Raw genomic sequence first — 18,279 nt, forward strand, 5'->3', positions numbered from 1 at the left:
GGAGGAGTCTGTTCGTCAGGGGGCGGGGGTTCGGGTGGGTGCGGGGGCTTCGGGAGGGCGCGGGGCGTCAGGGCACCGGCTGCGGCGCGGGCGGCGCGGCGTCGGCGGCGTCCACCGAGTCCCAGAGTCCGGCGTACCAGGGCTTGACGGCCTTCGGCCGGGCGGCGGCGTCGGCCGAGGGGGCCTTGGCGCCGGGCGGGGGCGGCGGGGAGACCGAGACGAAGGGGGTCTCGCCGGGCAGCGCGTAGTGCAGCCGCTCGCGGGCCTGGGCCTTGACGTACTCCGGGTCCTGCCAGCGGGCCTTCTCCCGGCTCAGTTCGTCGACCTGCCGGCGGGCGTGCTCGGCCTTGGCCCGCTGGTCGGCGATCTCGCCGCGCTGGGCGATGTACTGCCGGGCCGGGTAGGCGAGTATCGCCACCAGCGAGCAGAGCACGAGCACCAGCACGGTGGCCCGGCTGGTGAAGCGCGGTCGCGCCGCCAACCCGGGAATCCTCCACTTGGCCATCTGCTCGCCCCTCCTGCGCATGCCGGTGCCCCGGCCCCACCCTACGCGGTGGGAGCCGGGGCACCGGTCACAACAGGCTCAGTGCGTTCAGCCCTTGCTGTGCTTACTTGTCCGCGGGGCGGAACCGCGGGAAGGAGGAGCGGCCCGCGTACTCGGCGGCGTCGTCGAGGATCTCCTCGATGCGCAGCAGCTGGTTGTACTTGGCGACGCGCTCGGAGCGGGCCGGGGCGCCGGTCTTGATCTGGCCGCAGTTGGTGGCGACGGCGAGGTCGGCGATGGTGACGTCCTCGGTCTCGCCGGAGCGGTGCGACATCATGCAGCGGTAGCCGTTGCGCTGGGCCAGCTCGACGGCGTCCAGGGTCTCGGTGAGCGAGCCGATCTGGTTGACCTTGACCAGCAGGGCGTTGGCGGTGCCGGTCTCGATGCCCTTGCGCAGGCGCTCCGGGTTGGTGACGAACAGGTCGTCGCCGACCAGCTGGACCTTGTCGCCGATCGCGTCGGTGATGGCCTTCCAGCCGTCCCAGTCCGACTCGTCCAGCGGGTCCTCGATGGAGACCAGCGGGTAGTCGGCGACCAGCTCGGCGTAGTACGCGATCAGGTCGGCGGAGGAGAGCGCCTTGCCCTCGAACTGGTAGGCGCCGTCCTTGAAGAACTCGGAGGCGGCGACGTCCAGGGCGAGCGCGACGTCCTTGCCCGGGGTGTAGCCGGCCTTCTTGATGGCCTCGGTGATGAGGTCGAGGGCCTCGCGGTTGGAGTCCAGGTTCGGGGCGAAGCCGCCCTCGTCGCCCAGGCCGGTGGAGAGCCCGCGCTCCTTCAGCACGCCCTTGAGGGTGTGGTAGACCTCGACGCCCCAGCGGACGGCCTCGGAGAAGGACTCCGCGCCGATCGGGGCGATCATGAACTCCTGGATGTCGACGTTGGAGTCCGCGTGCGAGCCGCCGTTGAGGATGTTCATCATCGGGACGGGCAGCACGTGGGCGTTCGGGCCGCCCAGGTAGCGGAACAGCGGCAGGTCGCTGGCCTCGGAGGCGGCGTGCGCCACGGCGAGGGAGACGCCCAGGATGGCGTTGGCGCCGAGCGAGGACTTGTCCGGGGTGGCGTCCAGGTCGAGCATGGCCTGGTCGATGAGGCGCTGCTCGGTGGCGTCGTAGCCGACCAGCTCGGGGCCGATCTGCTCGATCACGGCGAGGACGGCCTTCTCGACGCCCTTGCCGAAGTAGCGGCTCTTGTCGCCGTCACGGAGCTCCAGGGCCTCGAAGGCACCGGTGGAGGCACCCGACGGGACGGCCGCGCGACCGGTGCTGCCGTCGTCGAGACCGACCTCGACCTCGACCGTGGGGTTGCCGCGGGAGTCGAGGATCTCACGGGCTACGACGACATCAATGGACGGCACGAGTGCATCTCCTAGCGGAAGCGGATGTGTGGTCGTTACGACCAGAGCCTAGCCGCACAGCGCCGTGCGGCCACGCCCGGCCGGGCCCCGTCTCACGGTGTGGCCCGGCTACTCGTCGGTAGTTCACCTGTTTGACGCCCGCTCCGCCGCTCCCGGCGGCGCGAACTGCTGCGCACGCGCCGGGAGCGGACGGACGGTCAGGGGACGCGGCCCTCGTCAGGGCTGCGGCGGGGCCTCGTCAGGCCGCCGGGCCGGGGCGTCCCACCTGCCGGGACCGGTGCCGGGCCGGGCTCAGAGGGAGAGCACCTGGCCGGGCAGGATCAGGTCGGGGTCGGCGCCGATCAGCTCGTGGTTGGCCTGGTAGATCCGCTCCCAGCCGCCGGACACGTTCCGCGCGGCGGCGATGCCGGAGAGCGTGTCGCCGTCCTGGACGGTGTAGCCGCCGGCGGGCGCGGCCTGCGGGGCGCTGTTCTGCGGGGCGGCCTGGGGTTCGGCGGCGGGGGCCTGGGGCTTGGCAGCGGGCTCGGCCGGCTTCTTCGACGGCGAGCTCTTCGGCTGCTGGGGCGCGGTCGGGCGCTCCTGGGAGCGCGAGGCGGTGTCCTCGGAGGTGTCGGCGGGCGCGCCGCCCTTGGCGAGGCCGGCCCGCTTGGAGCAGACCGGCCAGGCGCCGGGGCCCTGGGCGGCGAGCACCCGCTCGGCCACCGCGATCTGCTGGGCGCGGCTGGCCTGGTCGGCGCGGGCCGCGTACTGGCCGCCGCCGAAGGCGCGCCAGGTGGAGGAGGTGAACTGCAGGCCGCCGTAGAAACCGTTGCCGGTGTTGATGTTCCAGTTGCCGCCGCTCTCGCACTGGGCCACGCGGTCCCAGGTGTCGACGGGGGCGGCTGCCGCTCCGGTGGCGGCGAGCAGTGGCAGGGCCAGGCCGACCGAGGCCACGCCGGCGGCGGCGATGACCTTCTCGGCCTTGGTACTACGGCGGTGACGAGCAGCGTTGGAGAACAGCACGGGACTTCCTCTCCGCACGCCTGCGAGGTGAGCTGTCGGGTTCGGACCGGGAGGCTGGCCCGGCCGCCGGACGCTCCGGACGCGGTTGCGCCCGTTGCTCGGCGGCTTCACCCCAAGCCGTTGGGACCACGGCGTTCACACTGGTTCCCCCGCTCCTGTCCGGTACCTGGTAGGTGGCCCGAGGACGCGGCGGACAGGACTCGGCGTGCCGCGATCGGGGCCCGCAGCTGCGGGCATGTCGGAGAGTAGGCAAAGCTGACGAGCAATCACAAGCTCATATCACCATGATCACGCCGAAATCACGGATCTTCGTGTCACGTACACGAACGATCCCGGTATGTCCGGATTGATTCCGAGCAGGCGTGCGACGCGCGCCCCCGCCCCGGCGTGTCGTCGGCCCTGCGCGGCGGCGTGTCGCGGGTGCTGAAACGGCGTCAGCGGGGCGTGAAGGAGACCGGGAGGTCGCGCAGACCGCGCATGATCAGCCCGCCCCGCCAGCGCAGCTCGGCCGGATCGGCCGCCAACCGAACGTCCGGAAGCCTGGTCAGTAGGCTGCCGATCGCGCGCTGCCCCTCAAGCCGGGCCAGCGGGGCGCCGATGCAGTAGTGGATGCCGTGACCGAAACCCAGGTGCGGGTTGTCCGAGCGGGCCAGGTCGAGGGTGTTCTCGGCGGAGAACCGGGCCGGGTCGCGGTCCGCCGCGGCCAGCACCACCAGCACCGGGTCGCCGACCGGGATCTCCACCCCGCCGATGGCCAGCGGCGCGGTGGCGAACCGCCAGGTGGCCAGCTCCACCGGGCCGTCGTAGCGCAGCAGTTCCTCGACGCCGGTCTCCAGCAGGCCGGACTCGCCGCGCCCCAGCGACTCCTGGAGCAGGGTGCGCTGGTCCGGGCTGCGCAGCAGCGCGTACATGCCATTGCCGATGAGGTTGATGGTGGTCTCGAACCCGGCGAAAAGCAAGATGAAGGCCATCGCCGCGGCCTCGTTCTCGCTCAGGTGCTCGCCGTGGTCGCTGGCCCGGATCAGGCCGGAGATCAGGTCGTCGCCGAGGTCGGCGCGCTTGCGGTGGATCAGGTCGGCCAGGTAGCCGCGGATCTGCTTGACGGCCCGGCCGACCCCTCCCCTCTTACCGCCCACGTGTCGGATCATCATCCCGGCCCAGTCGCGCAGGTCGTCCTGGTCCTCGGCCGGGACGCCGAGCAGGTCGCAGATCGCGTAGATGGGGAGCGGGAAGGCGAACTCGTGGATCAGGTCGGCCTCGCCGCGGCCGGCGAAGGAGTCGATCAGCCGGTCGGTGATCTCCCGCACCCGCGGTTCGAACTCGGCCACCCGGCGCGGGGTGAACGCCTTGGAGACCAGCCGGCGCAGCCGGGTGTGGTCCGGCGGGTCGATGTTCAGCAGGTGGGTCATCAGGTCGGCCTGCCGCTCGCCGGGGATGCCGACCCGGCCGCTGCGGTGGGCCTGCTCGCTGTGGTGCGCCGGGTTCTTGGACAGCCGGGCGTCCGCGAGCGCCTGCCGGGCGTCCGCGTAGCGGGTGACCAGCCAGGCGTCGACCCCGCTCGGCAGGGTGGTGCGGTGCACCGGCGCGTGCTCCCGCAGCCAGGCGTACGCCGGGTAGGGGTCGGCGGCGAACTCCCAGGTGAACAGTGGCGGCTGGGGTGCGTGGGGCTGGTCTGGCATGTCTTGACCGTATCGGGAAGCGCCGGTGCGTGAGTCTGGTCACCTGGTGGGTAATCCCTGTTGCGGAGCGTCGGGGCGAGCCTACGATCCTCCGATAACCACCGTGGGCGGCGTGCGGGTCGGCCACGGGTGCGCGCTCTGAAAGGGGAGCAGGCCATGCGAGTAGCCGGGGCAGTGGTGGTCATCGCGGTGCTCGACGGGGGTTCGGGGGCCGACCTGGCCCGCCGGTTCTCCGCCGCCGGCGCCGCCGGCCTGCTCATCGCCGACCTGCGCCCCGGCATCGCCGAGGACCTGGCCGCCGAACTCGACCGCCCCGGCTGCCCGGTGGTCGGCGTCTCCGGCGACATCCACCACCCGGCGGACATCGCCGCGCTGGTCGACACCGCCGTCAAGCACCTCGGCCCGATCGACCTGTTCGCGGTCGCCGGCCCGGACGGCGAGCGGATCGTCCAGCTCGCCGACCTGCCCGGCCACCTCGACCCGCTGGCCGAGGTCCTCGCCCTGGTCGGCGAGGCCATCGGCGAGGTCGTCCCGACCCAGCGCCGCCCGGTCGCCGACGTCCCGCTGGCCGGCTAGGGCCGGCAGCAGCTCCCGCGGCAGCACGTAGATGCCGTTGCCGATGAGGTTGATGGTGGTCGAGAAGTCCGCGAAGAGCAGGACGAAGGACATCGCCGCGGCCCGCGTGCCACCGGGCGGCGGCCCTGCCCTCTACTCCTCCGCCAGCCCCTCCGCCGCCCGGACCGCCGCGCGGTAGCGGCGGGCCGCCGCGCGCAGCGCCGCGTCCACGTCGACGCCCCGGTCGTGCGCCTGCTGGGCGACGGCCAGCAGCAGCTCGCCCGCGGTCTCGGCGGTCAGCTCGGCGGGCAGCCGGTACGGCGCGTCCGGCACGCCGGTGAAGTGCGCCCGGCGCACCCGGGAGACCAGTTTGGCCGCGTACGCCAGCGCGGGCAGGCCGGAGGGCACGCCGTCGAGCACCGATTCGCGCTGCTTCTCCGCCGCCTTCAGCTGCTCCCAGTTGGCCTCGGTCTCGGCGGAGCCGGTCACGCTGACGTCGCCGAACACGTGCGGGTGGCGGTACGTGAGCTTCTCCACGATGTCGCCCGCGACGTCGTCGATCGAGAACGGGTCCTCGGCGTCCTCCTCGGCGATCCGCGAGTGGAAGAACACCTGCAGCAGCACGTCGCCGAGCTCCTCGCGCAGGGTCTCCCGGTCGCCCTCCTCGATCGCCTCGACCAGCTCGAACGACTCTTCCACCAGGTACTTCACCAGGCTCTCGTGGGTCTGCTCGGCGTCCCACGGGCAGCCGCCGGGCGAGCGCAGCCGGTCCATCACGGTGACCAGGTCGAGCAGCCGGGCCCCCGGCAGGTCGTACGAGCCCGGCAGCAGCTCGATCTCCGGGTGCTCGCCGGCCTCCTCCACCGCGATCCGGGCCAGCGCGTCGGTCAGCCCCGGGTCGCCGTCCGGGCTCTCCAGCCAGACGGCGGGCGCCCGGGCCAGCAGCAGCCGGGCCAGCGCGGGGGCGGACGGCCGCTCCACCAGCTCCGGCTCGACGCCCGCCGCGCGCAGGGCGGCCAGCTGCGGGTGGTCCGCGACGCCGACCAGCACCTCGGGCGCGGACCGGAGCGCCTCCCAGGCGGGCCAGCTGAGCAGGCCGGGGGCGACGCGGTGGGTGGTGGTCAGCAGGATCAGCTTCGGGGTGTCCACGGAACCGAACCTATCGCGGGTCGCGGGACGGCCGGGGCCTCCGGTGCGGTTCCGGGCCGGCCCCGGCCCGGTTCAGCGGCGGCGGCGGGACTTGGTCGCCAGCACCATCAGGCCGGCCAGCACGCAGCCGAGGGCGGCCAGGCCGACCAGCGGGAGGGCGCCGGCGCCCCCGGTCTCCGGGAGGCGGCCGTTCGTGCCGGGGCCGGGCACGGGCCGCGGGGTGCCGCTCGGGTGCGGCGAGGGGCTCGCGGACGGCGACGGGCCGGCACTGGTGGACGGCGAGGGCGACGGCGGCGGGACGGTGACGGTGACCGTCGCTCCGCAGGCGGGGTCGGTGCTGCCGGCGGCGCAGTTGTTGCGGTGGGTCGAGGAGGTGACGGTGTTGGTGAGCCGGGTGTCAGCGGTCAGCGCGGGCGCGACGGTCACCGAGTAGGTGAGGGTCGCGGTGGCGCCGACCGGCAGGTCGCCGGCCCAGTGCAGGGTGGTGCCGGTGACGGTCGCGGTGCCGAGGTCGGCGGTGGCGTCGCCCCGGTAGGCGGCGTCGGCGAGCACGCCGGAGAGGTCGTCGTCGAGGGTGACGCCGTTCGCCGGGACCCTGCCGGTGTTGGTGACGGTGACCCGGTAGCCGACGGTGCCGCCGGGGGTGGTGCTGCTCGGGGAGGCGGTCTTCTCGATCCGGTACCGGGGCCGGTCGACGACGGTGTTGCGGACGGTGTTGCTGGTCCGGGTCTGCGCGCGCCGGGTCTGGCTGCCCTTGAAGTCGAGGGTGGCGGTGTCGTCCAGCCTGGTGCCGCCGGCGGCGTCCTGGTCGACCGTCACCCGGAAGGCGACGTTGGCGGTGGCGCCGGGGGCGAGGTCGGGGACGGCGCAGGTGACGGTCTGCCCGGCGGCGGTGCAGTCCGGGTTGGAGCCGCTCTGGTACGTGGTGCCGGCGGGCAGTCGGTCGGTGACGGTGACGTCGGTGGCGGTGTCGAGGTCGGCGGTGCCGCCGTCGGCGTGCCGGTTGGCGACGTCGAAGGAGTAGCCGACGGTGTCGCCGGGTTCGACGTCGCCGGGCGGGTCGTCGTCGGTGGTGCCGGCCGGGCTGTTGGCCTTGGTGATCCGCAGGTCGGGTTCGAGGGCGTCGAGGGCGAGCCAGGCGGCCTGCGGGTGCAGGGCGTCGCCGGAGCCGTTGACCCGCAGGACGGCCTGGGTGGCGGCGGCCGGGATCCTGCCGGTGACGTCGATCGTCCGGGCGTCGTAGCCGTAGTTGTCGACCGGGTTCGGGTCCCGGGTGGTGGTGTTGGTGCCGGTGCCGTCGGCGGCGACCCGGTCGATCCGGCTGGCGAAGGCGTTGTCGGTGACGACGCCGGTCGGGCCGGGCATCGGCAGCGGGGTGAGGTCGGCGGTGCCGGAGCCGACCGACAGCTGGTCGCCGGAGATCTGCACGTCGCCGTCGCCGACCACCACGCCGAGGGTGGCGGCGGCGGGGGCGGTGGTGGCGGGGGTGCGGATGCCGCCGAGGGTGATGGTGGCCAGGTTGTCGGGGGTGCGCAGCAGTTGGAAGCCGTCCCAGACGTTGAGGTAGCGCAACGGGTCGGCCGCGTTCTGGTAGGCGACGACCAGTGACCAGCCGCCCCAGCAGCCGACGTTGCTGCCGCCGCCGTCCGCCGAGGAGGAGCGGCCGTCGCAGGCCTGGATGTCGGCGACGGTGTAGCTGCCGGGGCCGGCCGCCCGCACCTCGGCGGTGACGTCCTTGACGCCCGCGCCGGCCAGCAGCGTCGGGGTGCCGCCGGTCCGCTGGTCGAACCAGTCGTAGGTGTCGGCGGTCAGCTGCTGGTAGGAGGAGCCGCCGGGGACCTTCCAGTAGACCTTGTCGCCCAGCGCGATGTCGCCGGAGTGGCCGCCCATGGTGCTGGTGTTGACCGGGTTGAACTGCCAGTAGAGGCGGGCCGAGAGCACCGTCGCCCCGGCCGGGACGACCAGGTCGGCGGCGGAGGCGTTGTCGCCGGGCGCGTTCGGGTCGCTCTTCACGTACATGGTGCGGTTGTTGTTGCTGCCCTCGGTGTCGTTGCAGGGCGAGCCGTCGCTGTCGTCGCAGGTCAGCACCGAGTTGGCGGCCATCGTCAGGTTGCCGTGGGTCAGCAGGTTCACCGCCGGGTCCGGCCCGATCGGCCGCTGGGTGCCCGCCCCGCGCAGGGTCGCGGGCACCGCGGGGGCGGCGGCGAGCGGGACGAGCAGCGCGGCGACGGGCAGGACCGCGCACAGCGCGCGCAGCGTCCTGGGCAGGGGCGGACGGCGCTGGACCACGGGTGACCTCGCAACCGGTACGGCGGGGTGGGCGGAGGAGCCCAGCCTCACCTCCGGGTGCGGGATCGCTGCGCGAACACGTCCGACGCGCGGGGGCGCTCACCCGTCCGGCCCCGGGGCGCCCCGGCGCGCGGTCAGGCGTCCTGGCCGGACTTCGGCAGCCAGTCCTCGGTGCTGCCGGTCAGGCCGATCCGGTCGGCGTCCCAGCTGCCGTAGCGGGGGTTGACCTCGATGTGCAGGGCGGTGCCCGCGGCGGCCAGGGCCTTGCGGATGGCGGCGTCGCCGTCGGCGCTGCCCGGGTCCTGGCCGCCGGCCAGCTTCACCAGGCCGATCTGCTGGCGGTAGAAGCCGTCGACGGCGTCGGCCGGGACGCCCTGCTTGGCGCGCAGCAGTTCGGCGAGCTTGGCCTCGCTGCCCACCGTCCGCGCGTCGGCGGTCCTGGCCCGGTCGATCTCGCCCTGGCTGACGGTGAGCCGGCGGTCGGCCAGGGCACGCTCGACGACCTTGCCGAGGATCAGGTCGGAGACGGCGTGCTGGGCCAGGCCGGGCTGCTCGTCGGTGGCGGCGCCCGCCTGGTCGGCGCCGTCGCGGACGGCGGCGACCCGGGCCTGGACCTGGGCGATGCTGATCCGGTCGCTGCCGACCACGGCGGCCGCCCCCTGGTGGGCCGGCGCGGTGCCGCACGCGGAGAGGACGGCGGCGGCGACCGCGGCGCCGAGCACGGCGAGCGGTCGACGGGCGGAGCTGGTGCGGATCACTGGGGCCTCCTGGGCGGTGGAGCGCGGTCCGGTGGTGCTCTGCGTACGTGGCTGGGAGGAACACTATTGACCGCCGCCGCCCAGTGCCAGACCCCCGCCACCCTCCGGCGCGGCGCCGCGTCCCGGTCCGGTTCCGGATCGGGGCGACCGGCCCGGCCGCCCGCCCGGACGCCCCGGTGGCCGGCGCCGGGCCGATCGACGCCCGGGGCCGGAGCCCCGGCTCCGTCACCTTCCGGATCCCGGCCGAGCCGGGCCGAGCCGGGCCGCCGGCCGACCCGGGCTCCCGGGGGTGCCGGGCTCCCGGGGGTGCCGGAACGCGGACGGGGGCGCCGGGGGCGCCTGCCTGCCGCCCTCCGGCGCCCCCGTCGGCGGGTGCGCGACCGTGCCCGCTACCGCTTGAGGTCCTCGAACATGGTGCTCAGGAACTCGGCGCACCAGGACAGCAGTTCCCGGCCGACCAGCGGCTTGCCGCCGATCCGGCCGCCGCTGCCGGGGCGCGGCACCAGGAGCTGCTGGGCGGTGGCCTTGACCTGGGTGCGCGGGTAGAGCCGGTTGAGCCGCAGTTCCTGCGACTCCCGCAGCTCGACCGGGCCGAACCGGACGAAGTTGCCCTGCAGGGTGATGTCGCCGATGCCGCAGCGTCGGGCGAACAGCCGCAGCCCGGCCACCAGCAGCAGGTTCTCCACCGGCTCGGGCAGCTTGCCGTAGCGGTCGGTGAGCTCCTCGCGGACCTGCGCGATGTCGGCCTCCGAATTGACCGCCGCGATCGAGCGGTACGCCTGCAGCCGCAGCCGCTCCCCCGGCGCGTAGTCGTGCGGGACGTGCGCGTCCACCGGCAGCTCGATCTTCACCTCCAGCGGCTCCTCCTCGGGCTCCCCGCCGCCGCCCTCCAGCGACTCGCGGAAGTCGGCGACCGCCTCGCCGACCATCCGCATGTAGAGGTCGAAGCCGACGCCCGCGATGTGCCCGGACTGCTCGCCGCCGAGCAGGTTGCCCGCGCCGCGGATCTCCAGGTCCTTCATCGCGACGTACATGCCCGCGCCCATCTCGGTGTGCTGGGCGATGGTGGCCAGCCGCTCGTGCGCGGTCTCGGTGAGCGGCTTCTCCGGCGGGTACAGCATGTACGCGTAGCCGCGCTCGCGGCCGCGGCCGACCCGGCCGCGCAGCTGGTGCAGCTGGGACAGGCCGAAGGTGTCGCCGCGCTCGACGATCAGGGTGTTGGCGTTGGAGATGTCGATGCCGGACTCCACGATGGTGGTGGACACCAGGACGTCGAACTCCTTCTCCCAGAAGTCGACGACGACCTTCTCCAGCTGGGTCTCCCCCATCTGCCCGTGCGCGGTCGCCACCCGGGCCTCCGGCACCAGGTCCTTCAGCCGGGCGGCCGCCTTGTCGATCGACTCGACCCGGTTGTGGATGTAGAACACCTGGCCCTCGCGCAGGAGTTCGCGCCGGATCGCGGCCGAGATCTGCTTCTCGTCGTACGGGCCGACGAAGGTCAGCACCGGGTGCCGCTCCTCCGGCGGGGTGGTGATGGTGGACATCTCGCGGATGCCGGTGACCGCCATCTCCAGGGTGCGCGGGATCGGGGTCGCGGACATGGTCAGCACGTCCACGTTGGCCCGCAGCTTCTTCAGCTGCTCCTTGTGCTCGACGCCGAAGCGCTGCTCCTCGTCGACGATCACCAGGCCGAGGTCCTTGAACCTGGTCTCCGAGGAGAACAGCCGGTGGGTGCCGATCACCACGTCCACCGAGCCCTCGAACAGGCCCTCCAGCACGGCCTTCGCCTCGGTGTCGGTCTGGAACCGGGACAGCGCCTTCACGGTGACCGGGAAGTTGGCGTACCGCTCGGCGAAGGTCGAGAAGTGCTGCTGCACCAGCAGCGTGGTCGGCACCAGCACCGCGACCTGCTTGCCGTCCTGGACGGCCTTGAAGGCGGCGCGCACCGCGATCTCGGTCTTGCCGTAGCCGACGTCGCCGCAGATCAGCCGGTCCATCGGGACGGACTTCTCCATGTCGGCCTTGACCTCGCCGATGGTGGTCAGCTGGTCGGGCGTCTCCGCGTACGGGAAGGCGTCCTCCAGTTCGCGCTGCCACGGGGTGTCCGGGCCGAAGGCGTGGCCGGGGGCCGCCATCCGGGCCGAGTACAGCTTGATCAGGTCGGCGGCGATCTCCTTGACCGCCTTCTTGGCCCGCTGCTTGGTCTTCGCCCAGTCCGCGCCGCCGAGCCGGTGCAGCGTCGGGGCCTCGCCGCCCACGTACTTGGTGACCTGGTCGAGCTGGTCGGTGGGCACGAACAGCCGGTCGCCGGGGTGGCCGCGCTTGGCGGGCGCGTACTCCAGCACCAGGTACTCGCGGGTGGCGCCCTGCACGGTGCGCTGCACCATCTCCACGTACCGGCCGACGCCGTGCTGCTCGTGCACCACGTAGTCGCCGGCCGCGAGCGCCAGCGGGTCGATCGCGTTGCGGCGGCGGGACGGCATCCGGCGCATGTCCTTGGTGGAGGACTTCTGGCCGGACAGGTCGGTCTCGGTGATGACGGTGAGCTTCAGCTCCTCGTCGACGAAGCCGTGCTCGATCGACCCGCAGGAGACGTACACCACGTCCCGGGTCGGGGCCTCGGCCAGGTCGGCGACCAGCCGGGCCGCGATGCCCTCGTTGCCGAGCACCTCGGCCAGCCGGGCCGCCGGGCCGTGGCCCTCGGTGACCATCACCACCCGCCAGTCGGCGGCGAGGCGCTCCCGGGCGTCGGCGATCGCCCGCGCGGTGTCGCCGCGGTACGCCTCGACGGCGTGCATGCCGAGGGTGAGGGTGTCGGCGTCGCCCTGCCAACCAGCGGCTCCGCCGCGGGCGAGGATGCCGGAGACCGTGGAGTCGCTGGTGGCGAACGGGCTGACCGACCACCACGGCAGGCCGATGCCCGCCGCGTGCTCGCGGACGTCCGCCAGCGACCACAGCGAGGCGGCCGAGACGTCGATCGCCTCCAGGTCGATCGGGCGGTCGGCGCCCGCCGCCGCGGCCACCCAGGACGCGGCCAGGAACTCCTGGCTGGTGGCGACCAGGTCGGCGGCCCGGGTGCGGACCCGCTCCGGGTCGCAGACCACGGCGATCGAACCGGCCGGGAGGACGTCCAGCAGCAGCTCCATGTCGTCCACCAGCACCGGGGCCAGCGACTCCATGCCCTCGACCGCGATGCCCTGCGCGATCTTGTCCAGGATCTCGCCCAGCTCCGGGTGGTCGGCGGCCAGGGCGGCCGCCTTCGCGCGCACCTCGTCGGTCAGCAGCAGCTCCCGGCAGGGCGGCGCCCACAGGCCGTGCTCGGCGATCTCCAGGGAGCGCTGGTCGGCCACCTTGAAGTAGCGGATCTCCTCGACGTCGTCGCCCCAGAACTCCACCCGCAGCGGGTGCTCCTCGGTCGGCGGGAAGACGTCCAGGATGCCGCCGCGCACCGCGAACTCGCCGCGCTTCTCGACCAGTTCGACCCGGGCGTAGGCCGCGGCCGCCAGCTTGCGGGCCACCTCGCCCAGGTCGTGCTGCTCGCCGCGCCGCAGCGCCACCGGCTCCAGCTCGGCCAGGCCCTTCACCTGCGGCTGCAGCACGCTGCGCACCGGCGCCACCACCACCTGCACCGGCCCGGCGGCCGGGTCGTCGGCGCGCGGGTGGACGATCCGGCGCAGCACGGCCAGCCGGCGGCCCACGGTGTCCGAGCGCGGCGAGAGCCGCTCGTGCGGCAGCGTCTCCCAGGCCGGGAACTCGGCGACCGCGTCGGCGGGCAGCAGCGAGCGCAGCGAGGCCGCGAGGTCCTCGGCCTCCCGGCCGGTGGCGGTCACGGCCAGCACCGGCCGACCCCGCTCACCGCCGCGGGCGGCCAGCGAGCGGGCCAGCGCGGCGATCGCGAACGGCCGGGCGGCGGGTGGTCCGACCAGGTCGAGGTGCTGCCTGTGCCCCGTGGCCGCCGCCTCGATCGCCTCGGCGAGGGCGGCGTCCCGTACGACGACATCGAGCAGTCCGGACAGGCTCATACGTCAGTTTCTCCACGACGGGGAGTGGCCCGGCACAGGAGACGGCCGGGCAGCGCGACAGCCCGGAACGCGGTGCGCCCCGGGGGGTGTCCAGCCTACGCCGCGCCGCCCTCCGGCACGCGGTGCGGCGGCCCGGCCGGGCCTTCCGGGCCGACTCACCGGTATCCGACACGGCTTGTCCAGAGATCATGCGGCCGACACATTGCTGTCACTGCGCGTCCATGGTCGGCGCGCACCATTGGTGTCAGCGCAGGCCGCATCCAACCGTGGGGGATGGCTGCGGAAGCGCGATCGCACCTCGATGGGGGTCGGGAGTGCGAAGGCCGGGCGACCCTGGGTGGGGGCGCCCGTGCCACTCACGCCGGGATTCGCGGCGTCCGCTCCCGGGCGGGCGCCGCGGCTCTCGGCGTTCTGCGTGGGTCGACCGCCCCGTTCCGCTCCGGACGGACCGAGAACGGGGAACGGCGGACGGATTTCCGGAATTCCGGCGGATTGTTCCGGGGACGACGGGGACGCGGGGGCGCCGGGGGCGCCGGGGGAACAATTCCGGGGAAATCGGGGAACCGCGATCGCGCGCCGCCCGGCCCGCCCCTTTGGCACCAGTTCGGGCGAAGCGGCCCGCGCGGCGGCCGTCGCTCCGTACCCTCGTGTGAAGAAGGTGTGGGGACACCGGTCTTTTCCAGGGGGTTTCTTCGTCATGCGCGTCGTCATCGCAGGTCAGGGCTATGTCGGACTCCCGCTCGCGGTCCGCGCCGCCGAGGTGGGCCACCGCGTCGTCGGGTACGACGTGGACGAGCGCCGGATCAAGCGACTCGCGGTCGGCGAGTCGTACGTCGAGGACATTCCCGGGGAGCGGCTGCGCCCGCTGCTCGACGGCGGGGCGTACCTGCCCTCCGCCGACCCCGCCGACGTCGCGGGGTTCGACGTCGCGGTGATCACCGTCCCGACGCCGCTGCGGGAGGGGGTGCCGGACCTCTCGTACATCGAGGCGTCCGCGAAGCTGCTGGGCCGGCACCTGAAGCCCGGCGCGACGGTGGTGCTGGAGTCCACCACCTACCCGGGCACCACCGAGGAACTGCTCGCCCCGCTGCTGGAGGCCGGCTCCGGGCTGCGGGCCGGCACCGACTTCCACCTCGGCTACAGCCCCGAGCGGATCGACCCCGGCAACCCGGTGTGGAAGCTGGAGAACACCCCGAAGGTCGTCTCCGGGACCACCCCCGAGGGCCTGGCCGCCGTCTCCGACTTCTACGGGCAGCTGGTCGAACGGACCGTCCCGGTCTCCTCCTGCAAGGAGGCCGAACTCACCAAGCTGCTGGAGAACACCTTCCGGCACGTGAACATCGCCCTGGTCAACGAGCTGGCGATGTTCGCCCACGACCTCGGCATCGACGTCTGGGAGGCCATCGACGCGGCCTCCACCAAGCCCTTCGGCTTCCTGCGCTTCACCCCCGGCCCGGGCGTCGGCGGCCACTGCCTGCCGATCGACCCCTCGTACCTGTCCTGGCGGGTCGAACGCGCCCTCGGCCAGTCCTTCCGGTTCGTCGAACTCGCCAACGACGTCAACAGCCACATGCCGGACTACGTGGTGCGCCGCCTCACCGAGGCGCTCAACCAGCGCCGCCGCAGCGTCAACGGCTCGCGCGTGCTGGTCCTCGGCCTGGCCTACAAGGCCAACACCGGCGACGCCCGGGAGACCCCGGCGGCCCGGATCGTCGACCTGCTCACCCGCCAGGGCGCGGAGGTCCGCGCCGCCGACCCGCACGTGCTGGCCGGCGTCCACGTCGCCGAACCCCGCGTCCCCGGCCAGCGCACCCCCGCCCACGAGGGCGGCCCGCTCGCCGCCGTCCACCGCGTCGAGGCCACCCCCGAGGAACTGGCCGCCGCCGACGCCGTCGTCCTGCTCGCCGACCACGACGAGTTCGACTACGACGCCATCACCACCCACGCTCGCTACGTCCTCGACTGCCGCCGCCGCCTGACGGGGGCGAGCGTCGAGGTCCTGTAGGGCCCCACGAGAGCACCACCAGGGGCTCACGAGCGCGAAACCAGGGGCTCGGGGAACGGCGAGCCCGGGTCTGCATGAGGTGCACTGCCGGAGCGCGCATCGGCTTCCGGTTCCTGTCACTACACGCAGCAGCACGGACCTCCGATGGGCTCCGGCCGCCAGCAGCACGGACTCGCCGTTCCCCGAGCCCCTGGCGGGGCTCTCTGGCGGGGCTCTCAGCCCCGGCGCTGGATGCGGTTGCGGTCCGGGCGGGTGTCGTGGTCGATGCCGTCGTCGACGATGACGATCTTGGGGACGATGCGGTCCTCGACCGTGGCGTCCGGCTTCGGCTCGGGCTTGGCGTCCGGCTTCGGCTCGGGCTTGGTCTCCGGCTTCGGCTCGGGCTTGGTCTCCGGCTTCGGGGGCAGCGGGGCCTTGCTCAGGTCGGCGGGGGCGGCTGCGGGCGCGGGCGGGGTGTGGGGCTTGCGGGGGGCGTCCTGCTCGGGCTTGACCGGGCCGAGGACGGTGGTGGGCTGGTCGGTGGCGGGGGGCTTGGTGAGGTCGGCCTTCTTGGCGGCGACGGCCTCGGCCGCGTCCTCCGGGTCCTCGATGGCGCCGACGGCGGCGCCGGTGAGGGAGGCGAGGGTGCCCTTGATGTGGTCGAGGTGGGTCTGGACCTTGTCGAGGCGCTTGGTGAAGTCGGCCTGTTCGCGCTCGCTGGCGGCCCTGATCCGGTCGGCCTTCTCCTTCGCGGCGGCGAGTGCCGCGTCCGCCTTGGCCTGGGCGTCGCCGTCGAGGCGGCGGGCCTCGTCGAGCATCGCCTCGCGGTGCTGCTCGGCCTCCTTGACCCGGGCGTCGGCCGCGGCGGTGACCTTGGCCACGGCGGCGTCGGCGGCGGCCTCGGCGGCGGCGAAGTCCTCGTCGGCCTTGCGGCGGCGCTCGGCGAGGGCGCTCTCGGACTGCTCGGAGGCGTTGGCCGCGGCGACCCGGACCCGGGCGGCGTGGCCGGTCGCGGCGTGGACGAGGGCGCGGCACTCGGCGTCGGCCTCGGCGCGGATGCGCTCGGCCTCGGCGCGGCTGCGCTCGTCGGTGCGGCGGACGAACTGGTCGGTCTCCTCGCGCAGCTTGGCGGCGAAGTCCTTCGCCGCCTTGGCGGCGGCCTCACCGGCCTCGTGGGCGGCGTCGCGGGCGTCCTCGCCGGAGCGCTTGGCCTTGGCGTGGACGGCGTCGGCCTCGTTGAGGGCGATGCCGAGCAGGGCGGCGGCCTGGTCGCTGAGTTCGGCGAAGTCGGGGTCGGGGGCGTCCTCGGCGGCCCGCTTGATGTCGGCGAGGCGCTTCTCCATCTCGCGCAGGCCGCCGCCGAGGACGCTGAGCCGTTCCCAGGCTTCGTCGCGTTCGCGGCTGAGCGCGGTGACGGCCGCGTCGACCTGCTCGGGCGCGTAGCCGCGCCGGGACGGGGTGAAGCCGTACTGGGACACGGCGTCGCTCATTTCGGCTGTTCTCCTCGTGCTCGCGGGCTGCGCGGCCCCGCCGGGTTTGCCTGGTGCAGGTGGGGCGGACGAACCGTCCCATTGACCTATTTTGCGCAGATACGAACGCAAACCAAACAGGGGGCTGCCGCACGGCCGGGGGAACCGGCCGTGCGGCGCGGGGTCGCTACGGGGTCACAGCAGGCCGTCCCAGAGCTGTTCGACCAGGACCGCCCACCAACTCTCGGGGGTGTGCACGGCGGCCGGGTCGACGGCCATCAGCTGGGCCTGGAGGTCGGTGGTCCAGCGGCCGGCCTGCTCGGGGTTGAGGCCGTAGCGCAGCCGCCACATCCGGGCCAGCACGGCCAGGCAGCCGATGAACTCGGGGACGCCGGAGTTGACGAAGCGCGGCGGCTCGGCCGGGTTCTCGATGTCGACGGCGACCACCGCGGCGGTGCCGTACTGGACGCACAGCTGGCGGCCGTAGTCGTTGCCGAGGACCAGGTAGCCGCCGAAGTCCGGGCCGGGCGGCAGGCCGCGTTCGGCGGCGAGTTCGGCCAGCGTCGGGATCGGGCGGCCCTCCTGGGCCTGGGCCCAGAAGAACGGCGCGAAATCGCGCGGCAGGCCGACCCACATCAGCATCTGGGCGACCGGCTCCGGCACGCCCTGGCGGGCCACCGCGCGCTGCTCGAACCGGAACATCGAGGGGCCGAACATGCCGCCGAGCTCCGCCGCGAGCTGCTGCGGCGGCGCGGGCGGCTGCTGCGGGACGGTGCCGGGCGCGGGCAGCGGCACCCGGACGGTGCGCGGGCGCGGCGGCGCGGACACCAGCTGGTGCATCTGCTCGACGTGCTCGCTGAGCACGTTCATGCCGGCCTGCCGGGCGGCGGCGTCCCGGCCGTACGGGGCGGTGTGACTGATCCGGGCGTTCGGCCAGGAGGACCGGACCATCCGGGCGCAGTAGCCGCCGGGCAGGTCGCACAGCTCCAGGTCGGTGTGCACCTCCAGCACCTGGTCGGCCGGCACGCCGAGGCGGCGCAGCTCCTGGAGGGCCTTCCACTCGGGGTGCGGGGTGCCGAACTCGGAGGTCATCACCAGGCTCAGCTCGGAGCCGTCGGGGCCCCGGTAGTTGACCACCGCGGTGGTGCCGGGGCCGACCGTGGGCGGCCCGGCCGGCGGCGGGGCCGCGGGGCCGGGCGCACCGGGGAAGGGCTGCGGGGCGCCCGGGAAGGGCGGCGGCGGGGGCGTCTGGAACGGCGGCGCGCCCTGCGGGGCCGGTGCCGGGGCGCCGGGGAACGGCTGGCCGGGGACGCCGCCGGGCATCGCCATCGGGAACGGCGGGGTGGCGCCCGGCGGCAGCTCGATCGCCGGGGCCAGCTGGGTGGCCTGGTAGGCGACGGCGGCGGCCTCGGGCGCGGCCGGGGCGGGCGGGGCGCCCTCGGGGCGCAGCCCGGCGGGGGCGGGCGGCGGCGAG

General features: G+C 74.2%; 12 protein-coding genes and 1 riboswitch. Of the genes, 2 read left to right on the forward strand and 10 right to left on the reverse strand.

What is annotated here, in order from left to right; genetic code table 11:
• Positions 1-67: 67 nt before the first annotated feature.
• The 4 genes from ABD345_RS20770 to ABD345_RS20785 all read right to left on the reverse strand — a co-directional run bounded on the left by ABD345_RS20770 (position 68) and on the right by ABD345_RS20785 (position 4,579).
• A complete protein-coding gene (locus tag ABD345_RS20770) occupies positions 68-481 on the reverse strand; it encodes an FtsB family cell division protein (RefSeq protein WP_344553907.1) in 414 nt (137 codons plus the stop codon).
• Positions 482-608: 127 nt separating this feature from the next.
• The gene (gene eno / locus ABD345_RS20775; protein WP_344553908.1) at positions 609-1,898 is read right to left on the reverse strand and encodes a phosphopyruvate hydratase; all 1,290 of its coding nucleotides are present in this window, start codon (positions 1,896-1,898) and stop codon (positions 609-611) included.
• Positions 1,899-2,189: 291 nt separating this feature from the next.
• A complete protein-coding gene (locus ABD345_RS20780) occupies positions 2,190-2,900 on the reverse strand; it encodes a transglycosylase family protein (RefSeq protein WP_344553909.1) in 711 nt (236 codons plus the stop codon).
• Positions 2,901-2,903: 3 nt separating this feature from the next.
• Positions 2,904-3,082: riboswitch (cyclic di-AMP (ydaO/yuaA leader) on the reverse strand.
• 252 nt (positions 3,083-3,334) lie between these two features.
• Positions 3,335-4,579 carry a cytochrome P450 family protein gene (locus ABD345_RS20785; protein WP_344553910.1) on the reverse strand — a complete coding sequence of 415 codons (1,245 nt, stop codon included), beginning with the start codon at positions 4,577-4,579 and terminating at the stop codon, positions 3,335-3,337.
• A 156-nt stretch (positions 4,580-4,735) separates the two neighbouring features.
• Between ABD345_RS20785 and ABD345_RS20790 the strand changes: the two genes are divergently transcribed.
• Positions 4,736-5,155, forward strand: coding sequence for an SDR family NAD(P)-dependent oxidoreductase (locus ABD345_RS20790; RefSeq protein WP_344553911.1), 420 nt, complete (start codon positions 4,736-4,738; stop codon positions 5,153-5,155).
• Between the two features lie 132 nt (positions 5,156-5,287).
• On the opposite strand, the gene ABD345_RS20795 is transcribed toward ABD345_RS20790, so the two are convergent.
• From ABD345_RS20795 to mfd, 4 genes are all read right to left on the reverse strand, one after another.
• Positions 5,288-6,283 carry a nucleoside triphosphate pyrophosphohydrolase gene (locus tag ABD345_RS20795; protein ID WP_344553912.1) on the reverse strand — a complete coding sequence of 332 codons (996 nt, stop codon included), beginning with the start codon at positions 6,281-6,283 and terminating at the stop codon, positions 5,288-5,290.
• Positions 6,284-6,355: 72 nt separating this feature from the next.
• The gene (locus tag ABD345_RS20800; RefSeq protein ID WP_344553914.1) at positions 6,356-8,572 is read right to left on the reverse strand and encodes a DUF7927 domain-containing protein; all 2,217 of its coding nucleotides are present in this window, start codon (positions 8,570-8,572) and stop codon (positions 6,356-6,358) included.
• A 134-nt stretch (positions 8,573-8,706) separates the two neighbouring features.
• Positions 8,707-9,330, reverse strand: a complete 624-nt coding sequence (locus ABD345_RS20805) for a SurA N-terminal domain-containing protein (protein ID WP_344553915.1) — start codon at positions 9,328-9,330, stop codon at positions 8,707-8,709.
• A gap of 389 nt (positions 9,331-9,719) precedes the next feature.
• Positions 9,720-13,352, reverse strand: a complete 3,633-nt coding sequence (mfd, locus tag ABD345_RS20810) for a transcription-repair coupling factor (protein ID WP_344553916.1) — start codon at positions 13,350-13,352, stop codon at positions 9,720-9,722.
• Between the two features lie 697 nt (positions 13,353-14,049).
• Between mfd and ABD345_RS20815 the strand changes: the two genes are divergently transcribed.
• The gene (locus ABD345_RS20815; RefSeq protein WP_344553917.1) at positions 14,050-15,357 is read left to right on the forward strand and encodes a nucleotide sugar dehydrogenase; all 1,308 of its coding nucleotides are present in this window, start codon (positions 14,050-14,052) and stop codon (positions 15,355-15,357) included.
• A gap of 215 nt (positions 15,358-15,572) precedes the next feature.
• On the opposite strand, the gene ABD345_RS20820 is transcribed toward ABD345_RS20815, so the two are convergent.
• Together ABD345_RS20820 and ABD345_RS20825 are read right to left on the reverse strand one after the other, a co-directional pair.
• Positions 15,573-16,826, reverse strand: a complete 1,254-nt coding sequence (locus tag ABD345_RS20820) for a hypothetical protein (protein WP_344553918.1) — start codon at positions 16,824-16,826, stop codon at positions 15,573-15,575.
• Positions 16,827-17,000: 174 nt separating this feature from the next.
• Positions 17,001-18,279: SUKH-4 family immunity protein (locus tag ABD345_RS20825; protein ID WP_344553919.1), on the reverse strand; the 1,279-nt coding region annotated here is incomplete at its 5' end.

The organism is Kitasatospora saccharophila, from assembly GCF_039529925.1.
GTDB classification, from domain to species: Bacteria; Actinomycetota; Actinomycetes; order Streptomycetales; family Streptomycetaceae; genus Kitasatospora; species Kitasatospora saccharophila.